Source organism: Halomonas sp. LES1 (assembly GCF_031846005.1).
In the GTDB taxonomy this organism is placed as follows: Bacteria; Pseudomonadota; Gammaproteobacteria; order Pseudomonadales; family Halomonadaceae; genus Halomonas.
The window spans coordinates 84,215-102,268 of record NZ_JAVRGC010000006.1; the positions used below are offsets into that span (position 1 = coordinate 84,215).

The 18,054-nt window shown below is 64.1% G+C and carries 16 protein-coding genes; 9 read left to right on the forward strand and 7 right to left on the reverse strand.

The genetic code is table 11. The annotated features are described in order from the left end of the window. Window positions 1-120: 120 nt before the first annotated feature. From RM463_RS13245 to RM463_RS13280, 8 genes are all read left to right on the forward strand, one after another. Window positions 121-1,335, forward strand: coding sequence for an aspartate aminotransferase family protein (locus RM463_RS13245; protein WP_311430262.1), 1,215 nt, complete (start codon window positions 121-123; stop codon window positions 1,333-1,335). Between the two features lie 20 nt (window positions 1,336-1,355). Continuing rightward, complete coding sequence (locus tag RM463_RS13250) at window positions 1,356-2,444, forward strand: arginine N-succinyltransferase (RefSeq protein ID WP_195689860.1); 1,089 nt, start codon at window positions 1,356-1,358, stop codon at window positions 2,442-2,444. Beyond that, window positions 2,444-3,493, forward strand: a complete 1,050-nt coding sequence (gene astA, locus RM463_RS13255) for an arginine N-succinyltransferase (protein ID WP_195689861.1) — start codon at window positions 2,444-2,446, stop codon at window positions 3,491-3,493. The genes RM463_RS13250 and astA overlap by 1 nt, the downstream gene beginning before the upstream one ends. Continuing rightward, entirely contained in the window at window positions 3,490-4,959 is a 1,470-nt protein-coding gene (gene astD / locus RM463_RS13260) for a succinylglutamate-semialdehyde dehydrogenase (protein WP_195689862.1), read from the forward strand. Before astA ends, astD begins: the two co-directional genes overlap by 4 nt. Next, entirely contained in the window at window positions 4,956-6,344 is a 1,389-nt protein-coding gene (gene astB, locus RM463_RS13265) for an N-succinylarginine dihydrolase (protein WP_311430263.1), read from the forward strand. The genes astD and astB overlap by 4 nt, the downstream gene beginning before the upstream one ends. After that, window positions 6,341-7,540 (forward strand): cell division protein ZapE, encoded by a 1,200-nt coding sequence (gene zapE / locus RM463_RS13270; protein ID WP_311430264.1) that lies wholly within the window; start codon window positions 6,341-6,343, stop codon window positions 7,538-7,540. The genes astB and zapE overlap by 4 nt, the downstream gene beginning before the upstream one ends. 73 nt (window positions 7,541-7,613) lie before the next feature. Continuing rightward, window positions 7,614-8,366, forward strand: coding sequence for a trimeric intracellular cation channel family protein (locus tag RM463_RS13275; protein WP_195689863.1), 753 nt, complete (start codon window positions 7,614-7,616; stop codon window positions 8,364-8,366). After that, the gene (locus tag RM463_RS13280; RefSeq protein ID WP_195689864.1) at window positions 8,363-9,436 is read left to right on the forward strand and encodes a DUF3541 domain-containing protein; all 1,074 of its coding nucleotides are present in this window, start codon (window positions 8,363-8,365) and stop codon (window positions 9,434-9,436) included. Before RM463_RS13275 ends, RM463_RS13280 begins: the two co-directional genes overlap by 4 nt. Here the strand turns inward: RM463_RS13280 and RM463_RS17525 are convergent. From RM463_RS17525 to nhaD, 6 genes are all read right to left on the reverse strand, one after another. After that, on the reverse strand, window positions 9,378-9,662 hold the full coding sequence (locus RM463_RS17525) for a transposase (RefSeq protein WP_195689865.1): 285 nt from the start codon (window positions 9,660-9,662) through the stop codon (window positions 9,378-9,380). The genes RM463_RS13280 and RM463_RS17525 overlap by 59 nt on opposite strands. After that, window positions 9,640-10,485 (reverse strand): PEP-CTERM/exosortase system-associated acyltransferase, encoded by an 846-nt coding sequence (locus RM463_RS13285; RefSeq protein ID WP_311430265.1) that lies wholly within the window; start codon window positions 10,483-10,485, stop codon window positions 9,640-9,642. The genes RM463_RS17525 and RM463_RS13285 overlap by 23 nt, the downstream gene beginning before the upstream one ends. Next, window positions 10,482-13,346 (reverse strand): EAL domain-containing protein, encoded by a 2,865-nt coding sequence (locus RM463_RS13290; protein WP_311430266.1) that lies wholly within the window; start codon window positions 13,344-13,346, stop codon window positions 10,482-10,484. Before RM463_RS13290 ends, RM463_RS13285 begins: the two co-directional genes overlap by 4 nt. Window positions 13,347-13,379: 33 nt before the next feature. After that, window positions 13,380-14,582 carry an OprO/OprP family phosphate-selective porin gene (locus tag RM463_RS13295; RefSeq protein WP_229333210.1) on the reverse strand — a complete coding sequence of 401 codons (1,203 nt, stop codon included), beginning with the start codon at window positions 14,580-14,582 and terminating at the stop codon, window positions 13,380-13,382. Then, window positions 14,551-14,982, reverse strand: coding sequence for a hypothetical protein (locus RM463_RS13300; protein WP_195689867.1), 432 nt, complete (start codon window positions 14,980-14,982; stop codon window positions 14,551-14,553). The genes RM463_RS13295 and RM463_RS13300 overlap by 32 nt, the downstream gene beginning before the upstream one ends. 223 nt (window positions 14,983-15,205) lie before the next feature. Further along, window positions 15,206-16,684, reverse strand: a complete 1,479-nt coding sequence (gene nhaD / locus RM463_RS13305; protein WP_195689868.1) for a sodium:proton antiporter NhaD — start codon at window positions 16,682-16,684, stop codon at window positions 15,206-15,208. A gap of 219 nt (window positions 16,685-16,903) precedes the next feature. Here nhaD and RM463_RS13310 point away from each other — a divergent pair, with 219 nt between their 5' ends. Beyond that, entirely contained in the window at window positions 16,904-17,611 is a 708-nt protein-coding gene (locus RM463_RS13310) for a DUF3581 family protein (RefSeq protein ID WP_195689869.1), read from the forward strand. A 13-nt stretch (window positions 17,612-17,624) separates the two neighbouring features. Here RM463_RS13310 and arfB read toward each other — a convergent pair whose 3' ends face one another. After that, window positions 17,625-18,038: an alternative ribosome rescue aminoacyl-tRNA hydrolase ArfB gene (gene arfB, locus RM463_RS13315; RefSeq protein ID WP_195689870.1), complete on the reverse strand. Its 414-nt coding sequence runs from the start codon at window positions 18,036-18,038 to the stop codon at window positions 17,625-17,627. Window positions 18,039-18,054 lie beyond the last annotated feature (16 nt).

Sequence of the window (18,054 nt, forward strand, 5' to 3'; positions counted from 1 at the left end):
GAGTGGGGGGCTTTTTCACAAGTTGGCGTCCCAACGCTGAAAGCGGTGGATGGCGCGCCTCTCTATACTCGATGACTGGCGTATCCTGAATGCGCTTTCCCGACTTCACAGGAGGATGTCATGAGCCAGACCCCGACCCGCGCCGACTTCGACCACTACATGGTGCCGAACTACTCCCCCCAGCAGGTGATTCCGGTGCGCGGCGAAGGCAGCCGACTGTGGGACCAGCAGGGCCGTGAGTATATCGACTTCGCCGGCGGTATCGCCGTCAACGGGCTTGGGCACTGCCACCCGGTACTGGTCGAGGCCCTCAAGGAGCAGGCCGACCGGCTCTGGCACCTCTCCAATGTCTATACCAACGAACCTGCCCTCAAGCTGGCGCGTACCCTTGTGGAGCGCACCTTCGCCGACAAGGTGTTCCTGTGCTCCTCCGGGGGAGAGGCCAACGAGGCGGCGCTCAAGCTGGCCCGGCGCTGGGCCTTCGACCAGGCCGGTGAGCACAAGCACCGTATCGTCTCCTTCTCCCAGTCCTTTCACGGGCGCACCTTCTTCACCGTCAGCGTGGGCGGCCAGCCCAAGTACGCCCAGGGGTTCGGCCCGGTGCCCGGCGGCATCGTCCATGGCGAGTACAACAATCTCGACAGCGTACGTGACCTGATCAACGACGATACCTGCGCGGTGATGGTGGAGCCGATGCAGGGCGAGGGTGGGGTGCTGCCCGGTCAGCGTGACTTCCTGCAGGGGCTGCGCGACCTGTGCGATGCCCACGACGCCCTGCTGATCTTCGACGAGGTGCAGACCGGCGTAGGCCGTACCGGCTCGCTCTATGCCTACCAGCAGCTCGGCGTGACCCCGGATATCCTCACCAGCGCCAAGGCCCTGGGCGGTGGCTTCCCGGTTGGGGCCATGCTGGCCACCGATCGCGTCGCTTCGGCCTTCACCATGGGCACCCATGGCTCCACCTATGGTGGCAACCCGCTGGCCTCGGCGGTGGCACTTGCGGCCATCGAATATATCGATACCCCCGAGGTGCTGGAGGGCGTGAGGCAGCGTCACGACCTCTTCCGTGAGCACCTGGAGGCGATCAACGCCAAGTACGGGGTGTTCCGCGAGGTGCGCGGCATGGGTCTGCTGGTCGGTGCCGAGATGAGCGAGGCGTGGCGTGACCGGGCCAAGGATATCCTGCCGCTGGCCATCGAGGAGGGCGTGATGGCCCTGGTCGCCGGGCCCAATGTGCTGCGCATGGCGCCCTCGCTGGTGATTCCCGAAGCCGATATCGCCGAGGGCATGGCACGCCTGGAGCGAGCCGTGGCACGCCTGGTCGACGCCTCGTGAGCGAGAGAGGAGACGCCACCATGCTCGTCGTGCGTCCTATCGCCGCGGCCGACCTGCCCGCCCTGGAGCGGCTGGCGGGGGGCGCCGTGCCGCGGCTTACCAACCTCCCGGTCCATCGCGACCGTCTCGAGGAGCGTATCGCGCGCTCGCGTCAGGCCTTTGCCAAGTCGGTGGAGTGCCCCGGTGACGAGCACTACACCTTCGTGCTCGAGGACCTGGTTCGTGGCGAGGTGGTGGGTACCGCCACCGTGCGGGCCCAGGCCGGCGCCCAGGATGCCTACTACACCTATCGCCAGGAGACGCTGATCCACGCCTCCCAGCAGCTCAACGTGCGTCGTGAGGTGCAGACCCTGGCGCTATCCCACGAGGTCTCGGAGGCGAGCCTGCTGTGTGCCTACTCGCTGGCGCCGCGCTACCGCGGTACCAGCGCCGAGAGCCTGTTGCGCCGAGCACGCCTGATGCTGATCGCTCAGTATCCCGAGCGCTTCGCCACACTACTGGCCATGGCCTTCCCGGGTTATCTGGACGCGGATGGGGAGTCGCCCTTCTGGAACAGCGTGGGGCGCCACTTCTTCGTGCGGGACTATGAGGAGATCAATACCCTGGCCGGGATTCGCTCGAAGAGTTTTATCGCCGAGGTGATGCCGCAGTTTCCGCTTTATCTGTCGCTGCTCACGCCCCAGGCGCGGGCCGCCATCGGCCGCGAGCATCCCGACCACGAGGTGGCCCTGGCGGAGATGCTGGGCGAGGGATTCCAGCGCTCCCGACATGTCGATATCTTCGACGCCGGTCCGGTGATCAAGGCCGAGCGGGAGCGCCTGCAGAGCTTTCGGCGCGCCGCCTGGCATCCGGTGCGAATCCGTCCCGCCCACACCCTGCCCGACGCCGAGCCGGCCATGGTCGCCAACCAGCGTCTGGCCGACTTCCGCTGTGTGGTCGCGCGCTATGCGCTATCCCCCACCGGCCAGCTGATGCTCTCGCCGGAGCATGCCGAGGTGCTGGGCGTGGAGGAGGGGCGCGCGGTGCTGGCCGCGCCGCTTTCCCTGCCCGGCGGCGAGGACCCGGCTACCGAGGCTCATGACCCGGGCTATGACGAGGGGGAGCTGTAATGCGTATTCGACCCATCGCCGAGGGTGACCTGGAAGAGCTCCAGGCGCTGGCCCGGGAGACCGGCGTCGGCTTCACGTCGCTGCCCGACAACCGCGACTTTCTGGCCGCCAAGATTGCCGCCACCACCGACACCTTCCTGGAGCGTACGCCCCCCGGGCGTCGCAACTACTTCTTCGTGCTCGAGGATGAGGTCAGCGGTCAACTCGCCGGCTGCTGTGCCATCGAGGGCGAGGTGGGCCGCGAGACGCCCTTCTATCACTATCGTCTGGGCACCCTGGCCCACTCATCGGTGCAGCTCGACCTGCATCGCACCATCGACACCCTGTTCCTGTGTTCGGATCACACCGGCGACGCCGAGGTGGCCTCGCTGTTCCTGCGTCCCGCCTATCGCGGCGGCGACCGTCGCGCCGAGCGCAATGGCGCCCTGCTCTCCATGGTGCGCTGGCTGTTCATGGCGGAGTTTCGCGACCGCTTTCCCGACAAGGTGCTCGCGGAGATGCGCGGCGTCTTCGACGAGCAGGGCAAGAGTCCCTTCTGGCACTGCCTGGGCAGCCACTTCTTCCCCATGGATTTCGACGAGGCCGACCGCCTGACCGGGCTGGGCCAGAAGAGCTTTATCGGGGAGCTGATGCCCAAGTACCCGATCTACACTCCCTTCCTCTCCGACGAGGCGCGGGACTGCATCGGCAAGGTTCACGAGCAGACCCGACCGGCCCTGGCCATGCTCAACAAGGAGGGGCTGCGCTGGGAGGGCTATATCGACATCTTCGACGGGGGGCCTACCGTTGAGGCCTATCTCGATGACGTGCGGGGAGTGCGCCTGTCACGACGCTGTGTGGCGGAGATCGACCCTGGCCTGAGCGAGGCGGGCGAGCGTCCGCGCTGGCTGGCCGCGACGACCGAGATGGCCCACTTCCGTGCCGCCTGGGTGGGGCGCGGCCCCGATGCAGATGGCACGCTGCACCTGACCGCCGCCGAGGCGGCCCGCCTCGAGGTGGAGGCAGGCGCGACTCTGCGAATCCTGGATACCGAGGAGGATGCATCATGAAGCCGACCCAGTCGCTGCTGATCGGTGAACGCTGGCGCGAGGGCGCCGCTGCGCCCTTTACCAAGCTGGACGGGGTAACGGGGGAACGACTGTGGCAGGGGGGAGGTGCCAGTGCCGAGGACGTCGCCGCCGCGGTGGATGCGGCACGCGAGGCCTTCCCGGCCTGGGCCAGGACCTCCTTCGCCGAGCGCCAGGCGCTGGTGGAGCGTTTCCGGGAGGTGCTGGAGAGCCACCGCGAGGATCTCGCGGCGGCCATCGCCCACGAGACCGGCAAGCCGCTGTGGGAGGCGCGCACCGAGGTGGGTGCCATGATTGGCAAGGTGGCGATCTCGCTGCGTGCCTGTCAGGAACGTACCGGTCAGCGCGAGCGTGACCTGGGAGAGGCGCGTGCCGTGCTGCGTCATCGGCCCCATGGGGTGATGGCGGTGTTCGGTCCCTATAACTTCCCGGGGCATCTGCCTAATGGCCATATGGTGCCGGCGCTGCTGGCCGGCAACAGTGTCGTGTTCAAGCCCAGCGAGCAGTCGCCGCTGACCGCCGACCTGACCCTGCAGTGCTGGCAGGAGGCGGGCCTGCCGGCCGGGGTGATCAACCTGGTGCAGGGCGGAGCGGAGACCGGTCAGGCACTGGCCGCCCACCCCGGTATCGATGGCCTGCTGTTCACCGGCAGCGCCAAGGTGGGGGGGATCCTGCACCGTCAGTTCGCCGGCCAGCTGGACAAGATCCTGGCGCTGGAGCTGGGTGGCAACAATCCGCTAGTGGTCCGGGACGTGCCCGACCAGGATGCCGCGGTGCTGACCATCCTGCAGTCGGCCTTTCTCTCCGGCGGCCAGCGTTGCACCTGCGCGCGTCGCCTGATCGTGCCCGAGGGGGAGGTGGGCGACCGCCTTGTCGAGGCGCTGGTGGATGCCATCTCGCGGTTGCGGGTCGCCGCCCCCTTCAGCGAACCGGCCCCCTTCTACGGCGGCCTGGTCAGCGTGGCCGCCGCCGATGGCCTGCTGGCGGCCCAGGCGGCCCTGGAGGCGCAGGGTGGCACGGTGCTGGCGCGCATGGAGCGACTCGAGGAGGGCACCAGCCTGCTCAGCCCGGCGCTGATCGATGTCACCGGCCTGGAAGTGCCCGACGAGGAGCACTTCGGCCCGCTGCTGCGGGTGCACCGTTACCGTCGCTGGGACGAGGCGCTGGAGCTGGCCAATGCCACTCGCTACGGGCTCTCCGCCGGACTGGTCGGTGGAACGCCCGCCGACTGGGATGACTTCCTGCTGCGCATTCGAGCGGGCATCGTCAACTGGAACCGCCAGACCACCGGCGCCTCCGGCGATGCTCCCTTCGGCGGGGTGGGGGATAGCGGCAACCATCGGCCGAGTGCCTACTACGCGGCGGACTACTGCGCCTATCCGGTGGCCTCCATGGAGAGCGAAGACCTGCACCTGCCCGACCAGCTGCCCCCGGGAGTGAGCCTGTGAACGAGAACCTGAAGACAGAGCAGGGTCTCACGGATTACCGTGAGGTCAATTTCGACGGCCTGGTGGGCCCGACCCACAACTATGCCGGCCTGGCGCTGGGCAATGTGGCATCGATGCGCCATGGAGGCCTGGAGGCCAACCCCAGGGAGGGCGCCCTGCAGGGGCTGGCCAAGATGAAGGCGTTGATGGACGCCGGCTACCCCCAGGGAGTGCTGCCGCCCCAGCAGCGCCCGGACCTGGGTGCGTTGCGAACGCTGGGCTTTAGCGGCAGTGATGAGCAGGTGCTGGCACGGGCCGCCGGCGAGGCGCCGCAGCTCCTGCGCGCGGTATGCTCCGCCGCGAGCATGTGGACCGCCAACGCCGCCACCGTGACGCCCAGCCGGGATGCCCCCGATGGCCGCGTGCACTTCACCCCGGCCAACCTGCAGTCGAGCTTCCACCGCTATCTCGAGCCCGCCACCACCGGGCGCGTGCTGGCGGCGATCTTCCGCGACCCGGCACGCTTCGCCCACCATCCGGTGCTGCCCGCCACCCCGGCCTTCTCCGACGAGGGGGCGGCCAACCATACCCGCCTGGCCGGGGAGCATGGCGAGGCGGGAGTGCATCTCTACGTCTATGGCCGCACCGCCTTCGGCTGGGGCCATCAGGAGAACCCGGCGCCCCGACGCTTTCCGGCGCGTCAGACCCTGGAGGCGAGCCAGGCGGTGGCGCGCCAGCATGGCCTCTCCGCGGCGCAGACGGTATTCGCCCAGCAGCACCCCGGGGCCATCGACGCCGGGGTCTTCCACAACGATGTGATCGCGGTGGGCAACGGGCCGGTGCTGCTCTACCACGAGATGGCCTTCCTGGACGAGGAGGGCACCCTGGAGGCGCTGCGCGAGCGCATGAGCACGCCGCTGATTCCCCTGCGAATCCCCCGGGAAGCGGTGAGTCTCGAGGATGCGGTGGGGTCGTATCTCTTCAACTCCCAGCTGCTCTCCAATGCGGATGGCTCCATGACCCTGGTGGTGCCCGGCGAGTGTCGGGAGAACGAGAGTGTCTGGCGTACCCTGCAGGACCATCTGCTGGCGGGGGCCAACCCCATCGGCGAGGTGGTGGTCAAGGACGTCAAGCAGAGCATGCGTAACGGTGGTGGCCCCGCCTGCCTGCGCCTGCGGGTGGTGCTGGCGGCCGAGGAGCGTGCCGCGCTCTCCGGCCTTGTGCTGCTCGATGACGGGTTGCATGCCGAGCTGGTGGGCTGGGTGAAGCGTCACTACCGCGACCGCCTGACCCCCGAGGATCTCGCCGATCCTGCCCTGGCCAGGGAGACACTGACCGCACTCGACGAACTCAGCCGGCTGCTGGGTATCGGCAGCGTCTACCCCTTCCAGCTGGAGGGGGCGTGACGGAGTCGAGGCGTAATGAGGCCTTGGCTGATGAGACGCTGAGTGATGAGGCGTCCCGCCAGCCGCCCGTGACGAGCACGCCGTTGGCTGCCTATCGGCATGCCCTGGCCCACCAGGGATTCGTCGAGGACAGGTATCAGCGGCTCGCCGCCGAGGCCCTCGAGGCCTGCTTCGATGTCGTGCATGACGCGGCACCGGCGGCCCGGGTGTCGGGCGTCTATCTGTGGGGACCGGTGGGGCGCGGCAAGACCTGGCTGATGGACGCCTTCCATCAGGGCCTTCGCGTGCCCGCTCGACGGCAGCACTTCCACCACTTCATGCGCTGGGTGCATCGTCGACAGTTCCAGCTCGGCGGCACCCCGGACCCGCTGGTCGCCCTGGCCCTGGAGCTGGCGGCCGAGATACGCGTGCTCTGCCTCGACGAGCTTTTCGTCAACGATATCGCCGATGCCATGCTGCTTGGCGGTCTCCTGACGGCACTCTTCGAGCAGGGTGTCGTGCTGGTCTGCACCTCCAATCAGGCGCCTTATCAGCTGTATGCCGACGGCTTCAATCGCGAGCGCTTCCTGCCCGCCATTGCCGCCATCGAGCGCCATATGCGTACCGTCGATCTCGGCGAGGGCCAGGACCATCGCCTGCATCCCGGGCGCCGCCATCAGCGCTACTGGGTCGTCGAGAGCGGAAGTCCCAGGGCGCTGCCCACTCTCTTCGACGAGCTGACGGCCGGCGAGCAGACGACCCAGGCCCCCATCGAGCTGGGACATCGCACCATCGCGGTGCGTGGGCGCAGCGACTCGGTCGTCTGGTGCGGCTATACGGAGCTCTGCGAGCAACCCCTGGCGGCGCTGGACTTCATCGAACTGGTCGACCGCTTCGCGCATATCCTGCTCGATGACGTGCCCCGCCTGAGTGAGGCGCCTCCGATAAGAGGCATCGCCAGGGGAACCGAGGATGGGGTCAGCCGTGTCGAGGCGGGAGATCGTGAGCTGCCACCACTGACGCGCCGGGACGATGGCGTGCGGCGCTTCATCGCCCTGGTCGATGAGTGCTATGACAGGCGTACGCCGCTCTATCTGGAGGCGGAGGTAGCCATGGAGCGGCTCTATCCCCAGGGGCACCTGGCCTTTCCCTTCCGGCGCACCCTCAGCCGATTGCGGGAGATGCAGCTGGCCCGATTCGGCACAGGAGGAGGCTGACTCCTTCGGAGTCGTGTGACATGGTCTATGCTGTGCGGCCATTTGAGGCCGGACCAGCGGGAGAGGGCATACCGTGAGTGAGTTGATCTACTGGCTGGACCTGGCGGGAGTCATTGTCTTTGCGTTGTCGGGGGTGGTGCTGGCCTGCCGCAAGAGCATGGACCCCTTCGGCATGCTGGTGCTGGCCGCCGTGACCGGTATCGGTGGAGGCACCCTGCGCGACCTCGTGCTCGGTGTACGGCCGGTATTCTGGGTCACCGACCCGACCTACCTGTGGGTCATCCTGGCCACGGTGGCCCTCGCCATCCTCGGGTTCCACTATATCCACCGCCTCTCGCGCGGCTTCCTGCCGGTGGCCGATGCCTTCGGGCTGGCGCTGTTCGTGGTGATCGGTGCCCACAAGGCGCTCCAGATGGGGACGTCGGGGCTGGTGGCCGTACTGATGGGGATGATGACCGGGGTGGCCGGCGGCATGGTGCGCGATGTGCTGGCGCGCCGTGTGCCCATGGTGCTGCGTGAGGAGATCTACGCCACCGCGGCGATCGCCGGTGGAACCGCCTATGTGAGTCTGGATGCGTTCGGGGCTCCCGGCCCCCTGGCCATTGCCCTGTCGCTGCTGACGACTCTCGGCATCCGTCTGGCCGCCATTCACTGGCATCTGGCACTGCCGACCTTCGCCTGGGTGGAGATCCCTAGAACTCCCGAGCCATCTCCGCCGGTCGCCAAGGGCGAGCCGCCGGCACCGCCTGCCGAGCCACCACGGCCCAAGGTAAGAGTCCGCATGATTCGTCCCGAGCAGTCACGGCGCAGGAAGAATCGCTCATGAGCCTGCCCCTGCCCAGCCTCCACGCGCGGCAGCTGTCATGGCTTGCCCTCTGTGTGCTGGCGCTGCAGCTTTCGGCCTGTGCCGTGCAGCAGCCCGATGCCGGCCCGGCCGAACGCCACCGGCTGGCGGCGGAGCGAATCCGGGCGACCTATGAAGCCGTGCTCCCCGAACTCTCCGGCGGCAAGCGCCGCCACTACGCCCAGCGCCTCTACCGAGTGACCGGCGAGGAGCGTTACCTGCCGGCCAACCGTGAGTATATGCTGCACCTGGCGGGGCGCCTGGAGGCCGAGATTGCCGAGCTCGCAGTGCCAGGGCAGATCGAACGGCTCGCCAGAGAGAGCGTCGAGGGGTACCCGCGGCGCACCGCAAAACAGCGTGCCCGGGCCGAGATGTTCACCCGGTGGGGCGAGTTCGCCTATGCCAAGGGGCTGCTGTTCCGACTGGTGCAGGCGCACTACCACGGCATGCTGGACGAGGTTCCCGGCCATGAGCGGGCGCTGGACTATCTGGAAGATCTAGCCTGGGAGGCGTTCCTGACGGACGCTGAAGTGCTGGAGGTCTATGCCGCCCAGGTCGCCAATCAGGTGCACTTCCTTCACCAGCTCGGCGTGATGGATCTGCGCCGGGAGGTGGAGGCCGCCTTCCGGCGGCGCTATCCCCCGGACACTCTGGCGCTCCTGTCGACCGCCGAGTATCGCAACTGGCTCTACGGGCTGACACATTTCGTCATTGGCGCCAGCCGTTACTACCAGCAGGAGGTGGATGCCGAGGCGTATGCCTGGATACTCGAAGCCTTCTCGGAACAGTCCGAGCGGATCATGCGCGATGCCACCGAGGATATCCAGGCGGAGGTGGCGCTGAGCTTCCTGCTCGCGGGCCGCGAGGGGCACCCTCTTGTGGACCGGGTACGCGATGCCCTGGCCGCGGCGGTGGACCCCGCCAGCGGCATGATTCCCTCGCCGGACGGCAGCACCGACCTGGAGGGGGGCGAGCACCGCAATGTGCTGGCGATCATGGTGCTTGGGTGGCAAGGGCGACTGTATACGGGGCCTGCCTGGCCGGCCCTCTAAAGATTGGTTCTGGTTTGCCTCCCAGGCCCGGGTAGGCCATCAGTTGACGGGGCGAGCCGAAGAGGGTGATGTCCAGTTCGGCGAGCATCGTCATCGCCGTGATCGGACTCATGCCGTGCGTCGGCCTCAGCGCCTCGGCCACTGGGGCAGCGACCAACCAGGCGGGCACCTGTTGCTTGAATTCAGGGCTTGCAGGCGAAGCCCTACACTTCCTGGTAAAGGCCATGGGCCCTGACCTTGTCGCGATCGTGAAGGCTAAGCTGCTGCTCCAGGCAGCTTTTTATTCGCGTATACAGAGGTTTGATGCTGTCTGGGAGGTCGCTTTCTGCCTGCTTCTGATCGATATAATACGCCGCTCTCAATCCGCAGTGATCAATGGTTTCTCCCGCTTTTTGAAAACGAAGCCCCGAGAGTTTTAGCAATCTGTTAAATCTCGGCTCCATCATGGCAAAGACATGTCGGCGTCCTGAAATTCCTACGATGGCGGTTGCGGCAAGAAATAGACTCAAGCTTATTAATGCAGTCTGATTTCCGTTGTTTTTAGAGACAATATTGCTTATATCCTCGCCTATTGTTCCCGTGGGGGGGGAGGTTTTTTTTCTGAAGCCTGGATGAACGGCAAGCCTGGAAACCTCGCAAAGCTGGTTTTTTGGATAAAAGGCTGGATGAAAGTCGGAGCCTTCTAAGCTGTCTCCACTGTACTCTTCAAGTGGCAGGTTGTTAACCGGATGGTTGGGGTTGTTGTCTATGGTGACCACCCTCAAGCAGCCTGCATCTATATTGCTTTCCTTGTGTTGAAGCAGGCATAGTATAGAGTTATGGTCATACGCGTCCTTTTCTATTGGGCTGTTTGTTTTCTCTCCTATATCATAGTGAAGTTCCTCATGGAAAACCGCATGACGGAGAGAGAAGGCACGCTCTTTTTGCGAGGCAGTATGAGCTATTATTAAGCTAAAGTTATCGAAGAGCTGGTCGGGGTTGATGCCGATACCGCTACCAGAGGAGTGGGACATGACCATTTTCTGGTTTTTTGTTGTGACACCTTTCACCGACTATCTCCTTTTGGCTCGCCCTGCGAGGCATGCTGTGTGGTCTTGAATGTTTCTCTAAGCAGTGATGGCCTGCCCAGGTGGAAGCCTTGTCCGTAGGAGATGCCGTAGGACTTCAGTATCGGCAGGAGAGCCTCCTGGTCGACGAATTCGGCGATAGCCTGCTTGCCGAACCCGGCGGCAATATCGGCAATGGCCTGGACGATGACTCGGCTCTCCTGGCTGATCAGGAGGCTGCGAATGAAAGACCCGTCGATCTTGATATAGTCCACCGGCAGTTGCCCCAGGTAGTGGAAGCTGCTGAACCCTACCCCGAAGTCATCCAGGGCGGTTCGACACCCGAGGTCGCGTAGTGCCTGAAGGACACCACGTGCCGTGGAAAAGTCGGTCACGGCGGCGGTCTCGGTGACCTCCAGGATAAGATAATGAGGGTCGGCTCCGCTGGCGGCCAGTTCCTCGGCCAGATACTGCTTCAGCCCAACATCGTGCAACGACTGTCCGGACAGATTGACCGCCAGAGAGATGCCTTGTTCCTGCAGTTGGTTGAGCGCCCGCAGGCTGTGGCGCAGTACCCAGCGATCGATCTTCACGATCTGGCCGCTGCGCTCCGCGATAGGAATGAACGCCGCAGGGGAGATCAGGCTACCGTCGGCATCGCGCATGCGCAGTAGAACCTCGTAGTGTTTTACGTCGTGATCCTCCAGCCGCATGATCGGTTGTACCATCAGTTCGAAGCTGTCCTCTGCCAGGGCACTACGCACACACTCGACCCAGTGCACCCGCTCCTGCAATTCGTCCTTGGCATTCTCGGAGTGCGAGAGCAGGTGCCACTGCTGGACGCCACTCTCCTTGGCCTTGTACATGGCCACGTCGGCGCTGGCCATCATGTCGGCTGGTGTCGTGCCGTGCGTGGGATACAGGGCAATGCCGATGCTGGCGGTCACCCGATGGCGTCGTCCTGTGGCAGTGAATCCCAGGTTATCGAGCAGCTGGTCGATGTGCTGGGCAACCTGAATCGCCTGGTCCGCATCGGCATGCTCCAGCAGTAGCGAGAACTCGTCGCCTCCCAGGCGGGCGATAGCCCCGCGATGCCCCAGGTTTCGCAAGAGAGTGTTGGCCACCTCGCGCAGCAGACGGTCACCGACATGGTGGCCGCTCAGCTCGTTGACCTCCTTGAACTGGTCGAGATCCAGTAGCAGCACTGCACCTTGCGACTCGCGCGAGAGCGCCATCTGTAGGGCGTCCTGGAAGTAGCGTCGGTTATAGAGCTTGGTCAGGGGGTCGCGTTCGGCCAGCCAGGTCAGGCGCGCCTCTGCGGCCTTGCGCTTGGTGATATCGAGCCCCACCGAGATTCGTGACTTGCCCTCGTCGCCGCCCGAGGGCAGGGGGGCATGGTACCAGGCGATGGTGTACGGACGCTGCCCGGAGATATGTAGGCTCCGCTCTTCCTGCTGCGGAATATCGACGTTGTTTACCGGCGAGGGGCGACCGGCCTCGAACAAGTCGACGAAATGGCGACCCAGGAGAGAGGCGTCGTCGAGGTTGAGCATTGTTCGAGTGTAATCGTTGACCAGGGTGATCCGCCCCCGGCTGTCCTGGGCAATGATGAAGACACGGGCGGTGTCCAGCAGGCTGTTGACGAAGTCTCGTTCCTTGGCCAGCTCATCGACGCGTTGTGCTAATTGGTCGCCGCGCTCCTGAACCTCCACTTCAAGTATCTCGAGCTGGCGAGAGAGTGCCAGGGTGGTGCCTTCCAGCACGTCGATTTCGTCTGGTAGCCGATAGTGGGTCGCGGGAATCGCGGCTCTGACATCGTCGAAGCAGCCGTTGGCAAGCGTTGGGAGTACGCCGGCGATACGACGCAGGCGTGCCATGGGGCGCAGCAGGATCAGCAGCAGCATCAGTTCGGCGGCCAGCCAGCCGATCAGGCCGGCTCCCATCAGGGTATGTGTGTCCTGGTTGATGGCTTGGATCTGCGAGGAGATATCGGAGATCAGCAGGAAGTAGCCGTTACCGCCACCGCTGGTGTCCTCGTTCATTCTTACCGCACTAAGCCCGAGGTCTCGCCCCCGGTCCTGCAGCTGCACAGGGTGCTGAAGCAGGTCACTGATGGGGCTGAGGTGCGAGGCCCGCTGCAGCAGGGGCAGGCTCTCTTTCTGGCGTGTCAGCGCCAACAGGTAACCGTCCCAGGGCGCAAGCTTGCGCCCCTCGGTCAGCTCCTGATCCTCCCGCGGGCCCGTGACCAGCAAGGCAACCTCGGCGTTGGAGACCTCCCTGATCTGGCGGGTCACATCGGCCAGCGAGCGGGAGAGCACGACCAGGCCGACGCTTTTACCCTCCACCAGTATCGGAACGGCGGCTACCTGTTGGCAGTTCCTCGTGCAACTAAGCCGTGTGAGGGGCATTTCCGTGCTTATGACTTGTTGTACCCAGGCATGGATCGGAGGGCTGTCCTCTTCTCGACTGGAGCCCCAGTGACCCAGGAGCCGCCCTTGGGTGTCCGCGACCCATATCTCGTCTACGCCAGCTTCGAGTTGCAGGGTTGGCCACTGGGAGGCCAACGCCCTGTCGATATCGTCTGTATTGCCAGCCTCGAGCGAGAGGCCCAGGTGCGGTGTGGCCGCGGTCAACCCTGCCAGCTGGCGAAGATTCTCGGCTGAGCGCTGGAGGGCGAGGCGAATCATGCGCTGCTGGCGTTCATGATCCTCGTTGCGGCTCTCCTGGAACTGATTCGTCAGGTTCTGATGTCCAAGCCAGGTGAACAGCACCACGAGGCAGACCAGCAATAGACTGCTCAGGGCAATGACGCGCCATGTCAGACTGAGTCGATGACGGAGCTGCAGGGATGAAGGAACAGTCATCTCTATGGAGTCCAGGTCTGGAGTATGGGGTCGTCAGAAACGCAACGAGAATTGAAACAGTAGCATGCTCCAGTAGCGCTCTGTTTTTGAGCTATCCGGGTTGTCCTGAAGTGGTAACCATCCAGTACCATCAATGTGATGATATTCGGCCGCGAGAAGGGCGCGTGGATTCACGTTCCATTGCAAGCCTATGGTGATGTCTTCGGCAAATCGTGAGTGTGCGGGGCCTAGGCCCTGCTCTTCGTATTTCTTTCCCGATCGGTCGTCTTTGTCTCGGATCAGCCTGTCGTAACGAAGTAGCCACTGCCAGTCATCATGGAAGCGCTTTGAATATTGAACATACCAACTTTCACCAGTGAGGTCCGATTCGCGCATTGAGCCACTACCTTTAAGCTCAAGGTTGCGAATCGCATATTCACTAGTTACTGCCCAGCTCCCCGTGTCATATTGTAAGGATAATATCCACGGCTGGAAGTTAAGTTTTCCGCTGCTAGGACCTAGGTTGATATCAAGGTTTACGTCTGCAGTGCTTACCGCTGCGTTAAAACGACCGTTGCTATGTTCGTAAAGTATCTGCGCAATCGATGATGTGTCTCCATTTACTTCACTGTTAAGGCTGGGCGGGAAGAGTTGCGTGCCCAAATCTCGAGTGGTGGGTGTGCCCACGCCGCCTTTAAATCGGACTACGCCGCTATCGAAGCGTTCTTCAGCGTAAATGCTGGCGCCATCTGCCGAGAGGCCCAGGGATCGGGTTCGGTCGAAGTAGATGGACTGAGGAAGCAGAATGCTCGGGCGAGTAAACGCCACATCACGCGTCTGGTTATAGAAGCCGAAGGGGTTCTTGAAACGACCGACCTGTACGCCGAAAGTGCGCTGCTGGTTCGACAGCACCTGATAGTCGATAATACCGTAGTCCAGGACGGGGCGGGCGTCGTCCCCGTCTCCACCGGCGCGTCGACTCAGTGCCTGTGCGGCAATTAATACATTCTCATGGGGACGGAGCGAGACGTTGGCGCCGATCTCGGTGAATTCAAAACTCCCCTCGCCTTCGCTGCTGGGGCCGAAGAAGTTGTTGTCATCGGTGATCACCAGAGCCTGACTCAGAAAACCATGCATCTGCAGAGTGTCCAGCACGCCATTGTCGGCCAGTGCCTGTCCCGACAGGCTCGTCAGGGCCGTCACCAGCAGAGGCGCGAGGTGTCTTTCAATCCATCGAAATGACTTGGACACGTTCATCCAGGTACTCCCTTTCCAGATAGCCTATTGCGCCGGGGGTGGTGGCGATACGCTCGACCATCTCGGCCTGGTGTCTCACACGATCCGGCGCCTGGCCGGTACCGGAGAAGACCATGCGGTCCCACGCCAGCTGCAGTTGATGGGGATAGACGGTCAGGCGCTGCTTGACGAAGCGCTCATGGACCGGATGGTTGTTGGGCAGCACGAACACCCGTACAGCCTGGCCATCAGGCCAGGTGCGCTGACGCATGGCGAAGATGCCTCGCGTGGTATCCCGTGTGAGATGCTGGGTGGTGACATCGCCGTGGGCAACCAGCAGGATCGTCTGCTCGCTGGCAATGGCTCTCCCTCCCGCCAGGGCAATCAGACAGAACAGCAGGGCAGCCTTCAGCCACGCCATGTCACGCCCTCGGATCGAGTGGCATCGCGAAACGGCAGCGAGGCGAGATGGCTGAGGAGTGTCATCTGCAAGGGAACTCTTGTCACGTCATGGGGCGGGTAGGGCGCTGAATGCCGCGGAGGTCCGGGGCAGGCTTCAACGTATTAAGCTACATGACGTGAAGAGGATGTAAAGCGATCGCCTCAACGCGGCTGCCCGGCGGCGGTGCCGCCGGGCGGGGGGCTTAGCCGAAGACCTGGAAGCTTTCGGCATTGATCCACAGGTGAACGGCAATGCTGGCGATGTAGCCCAGCGCGATCACCGGGGCCCAGCGCAGATGGCCCATGAAGGTGTAGTAGCCGCGGGCCTGGCCCATCAGCGCCACGCCGGCCGCCGAGCCGATGGAGAGCAGGCTGCCACCGACGCCGGCGGTGAGGGTGATCAGCAGCCAGTGGCCGTGGGACATCTCCGGCTCCATGGTCAGCACCGCGAACATCACCGGGATATTGTCGACCACCGCCGAGATCAGGCCCAGGGCGATGTTGGCCCAGGTGGCATCCCAGCCGGTGTAGAGCGCCTCGGAGAGCATGCTCAGGTAGCCCATGTAACCCAGGCCGCCCACACACATCACCACGCCGTAGAAGAACAGCAGGGTGTCCCACTCGGCGCGGGCGACGCGGTTGAAGACATCGAAGGGCACCACGCTACCCAGCTGGGCGAGCTTCTTGTCGTCGCCGCGGCGGGCGTAGCGGGTGCGCTTCTTCTCCAGCGAGCGGGGCAGGGTGCGACGCAGGAAGTAACCGAAGAACTGCAGGTAGCCGAGGCCTGTCATCATGCCCAGGACCGGCGGCAGATGCAGGAAGGTATGAGAGGCCACCGCGGTGGCCACGGTGAACAGGAACAGCAGCACGATGCGGCGTGCACCTCGCTTGAGCCAGACCTCTTCCTCGAGGCTGTCCGGCTTGCGGTTCTTGATGAACAGGGTCATCACCACCGCCGGGATCAGGAAATTGACCAGCGAGGGGGCCAGCAGCACGAAGAACTCCTGGAACTGGATCATGCCGGCCTGCCATACCATCAGGGTGGTGATATCGCCGAAGGGGCTGAAGGCACCGCCGGCGTTGGCCGCCACCACGATGTTGACGCAGGCCAGGTTGATAAAGCGCTTGTCGCCCTCGGCTACCTTGGTCACCACGGCGCACATCAGCAGCGCGGTGGTCAGGTTGTCGGCGATGGGCGAGATCACGAAGGCCAGGCTGCCGGTGATCCAGAACAGCTGACGATAGGTGAAGCCCTTGCGCACCATCCAGCTGCGCAGAACGTCGAAGGCGCGGCGCTCATCCAGGGCATTGATGTAGGTCATCGCCACCAGCAGGAAGAGCATCAGCTCGGTGAATTCGAGCAGGGTCTCGCGGAAGGCGTGCTCGGCCTCGGTGGGCATGCCGGCCTGCACATAGACCCAGCCGATCAGCGCCCAGATGATACCGGCGGCAACCAGCACCGGCTTGGACTTGCGCATGTGCAGCTTCTCCTCGCCCATGACGAGCGCATAGGCGAGGACGAAAATGCTCACGGCGATAACACCGACCACGGAGCTGGTGAGATCCAGCTCGCCGGTCACCGCGAAGGCGGCGGGGCTGAACAGTAGACAGACAAGCACGAGACATCCCGACCACCAGGCGGGTTGCCGGGGCCGTAGGGTGGGGTATCCGTAGGATGACATGGCGTTGGATTCCGAAAACGAGGTTCGTGGGAAGGGTGAGAAAGCGCGCATATTCTAACACCTGTAGTGCAGCGCAATATAGGCGCAAAGCCTTACCACCAAAGGAGTAGTGGTGCATTCAGACGACCTCGGCCTCCCTCCTGGCTCGTTTTATGGCATCATCTGCCATCCGGCAGCCGCCGGCCGCTTTCGGATCGCCAACGACGCAGGCAGTGACGCATGTTTCTCGATGAATTTCATACGCTGGCAGGGGACCGTCTCACCATCACGGCGGAGCAGGCCAGTCGATTCGCCAAGGGAGTCGCCGGCGATTACAACCCGATTCATAACCCGGAGGCACGCCGCTTCTGTGTACCCGGGGACCTGCTGTTCGCCCTGGTGCTGGCGCGTTTTGGCCTCTCACAGCGCATGGAGTTTCGTTTCCTCAGCATGGTGGGTGACGGCGTTCCACTGGTTTTCCAGGAGCATGCCGACGGACAGATTCGCGTTTGTGACGACGCCGGCAAGTCCTATCTGGAGGTCTCACGCAGCGGGGCGACCACCCACGACGAGGCAATAGTGGAGGCCTTCACCCGCTGCTATGTCTCGTTCTCGGGCAAGAACTTTCCGCACTACCTCAAGCCGCTGATGGAAGAGAAGGGCGTGATGTTCAATCCGCGCCGGCCGCTGGTGATCTACGACAGCATGGGCTTCTGTCTGGAGCGCCTCGAGGGTCTGACGCCATTACTCGAGCTGCTCGACTCCTCGCTGGAGGTCAATGGCAAGCGTGGCGACACCCTGCTCGAGTTCAGCATCCAGTCCGAAGGCGAGCAGGTGGGGACAGGCTCCAAGAAGCTGGTGGTCAGTGGTCTGTGTGACTACGACGCCGAGGCCATGGACGAGATCGTCGCCGAGTTCTATCGCCTCAAGGCCGCCTACGAGGCTTGAACGGGGCCTAACGTTACACCTTCACCTTGCCCCGCAGGGCCTTGGTCTTGCCCTTGCGGGTCTTGTTGTCCACCCGGCGACGCTGGGAGCCGCGGGTCGGCCGGGTGGGCTTGCGCACCTTGTGCTGTTTCACCGCCTCACGGATCAGTTCGCGCAGCCGAGCCAGGGCATCCTCGCGGTTCTGCTCCTGGGTGCGAAAGCGCTGGGCCTTGATGACCACCACACCCTCCTGATTGATGCGCTGGTCGCCGAGCGCCAGCAGCCGCTCCTTGTAGAAGGCGGGCAGGCTGGAGCGCTGGATATCGAAGCGTAGATGGATCGCCGTGGCCACCTTGTTGACGTTCTGACCGCCGGCGCCCTGGGAGCGAATCGCATTCAACTCGATCTCCCAGTCGCCAAGCTCCACGCTGTTGGAAATTTTCAGCATAAGGGATCTCTACGGG

Bases quoted from the DNA above. Each gene is read 5' to 3' on its own strand.
- RM463_RS13245 (WP_311430262.1), top strand. From the start codon at position 121: ATGAGCCAGACCCCGACCCGCGCCGACTTCGACCACTACATGGTGCCG.
- RM463_RS13250 (WP_195689860.1), top strand. From the start codon at position 1,356: ATGCTCGTCGTGCGTCCTATCGCCGCGGCCGACCTGCCCGCCCTGGAG.
- astA (WP_195689861.1), top strand. From the start codon at position 2,444: ATGCGTATTCGACCCATCGCCGAGGGTGACCTGGAAGAGCTCCAGGCG.
- astD (WP_195689862.1), top strand. From the start codon at position 3,490: ATGAAGCCGACCCAGTCGCTGCTGATCGGTGAACGCTGGCGCGAGGGC.
- RM463_RS13280 (WP_195689864.1), top strand. From the start codon at position 8,363: ATGAGCCTGCCCCTGCCCAGCCTCCACGCGCGGCAGCTGTCATGGCTT.
- RM463_RS17525 (WP_195689865.1), bottom strand. From the start codon at position 9,662: ATGGCCTTTACCAGGAAGTGTAGGGCTTCGCCTGCAAGCCCTGAATTC.
- RM463_RS13290 (WP_311430266.1), bottom strand. From the start codon at position 13,346: ATGACTGTTCCTTCATCCCTGCAGCTCCGTCATCGACTCAGTCTGACA.
- RM463_RS13295 (WP_229333210.1), bottom strand. From the start codon at position 14,582: ATGAACGTGTCCAAGTCATTTCGATGGATTGAAAGACACCTCGCGCCT.
- RM463_RS13300 (WP_195689867.1), bottom strand. From the start codon at position 14,982: ATGGCGTGGCTGAAGGCTGCCCTGCTGTTCTGTCTGATTGCCCTGGCG.
- nhaD (WP_195689868.1), bottom strand. From the start codon at position 16,684: ATGTCATCCTACGGATACCCCACCCTACGGCCCCGGCAACCCGCCTGG.
- RM463_RS13310 (WP_195689869.1), top strand. From the start codon at position 16,904: ATGTTTCTCGATGAATTTCATACGCTGGCAGGGGACCGTCTCACCATC.
- arfB (WP_195689870.1), bottom strand. From the start codon at position 18,038: ATGCTGAAAATTTCCAACAGCGTGGAGCTTGGCGACTGGGAGATCGAG.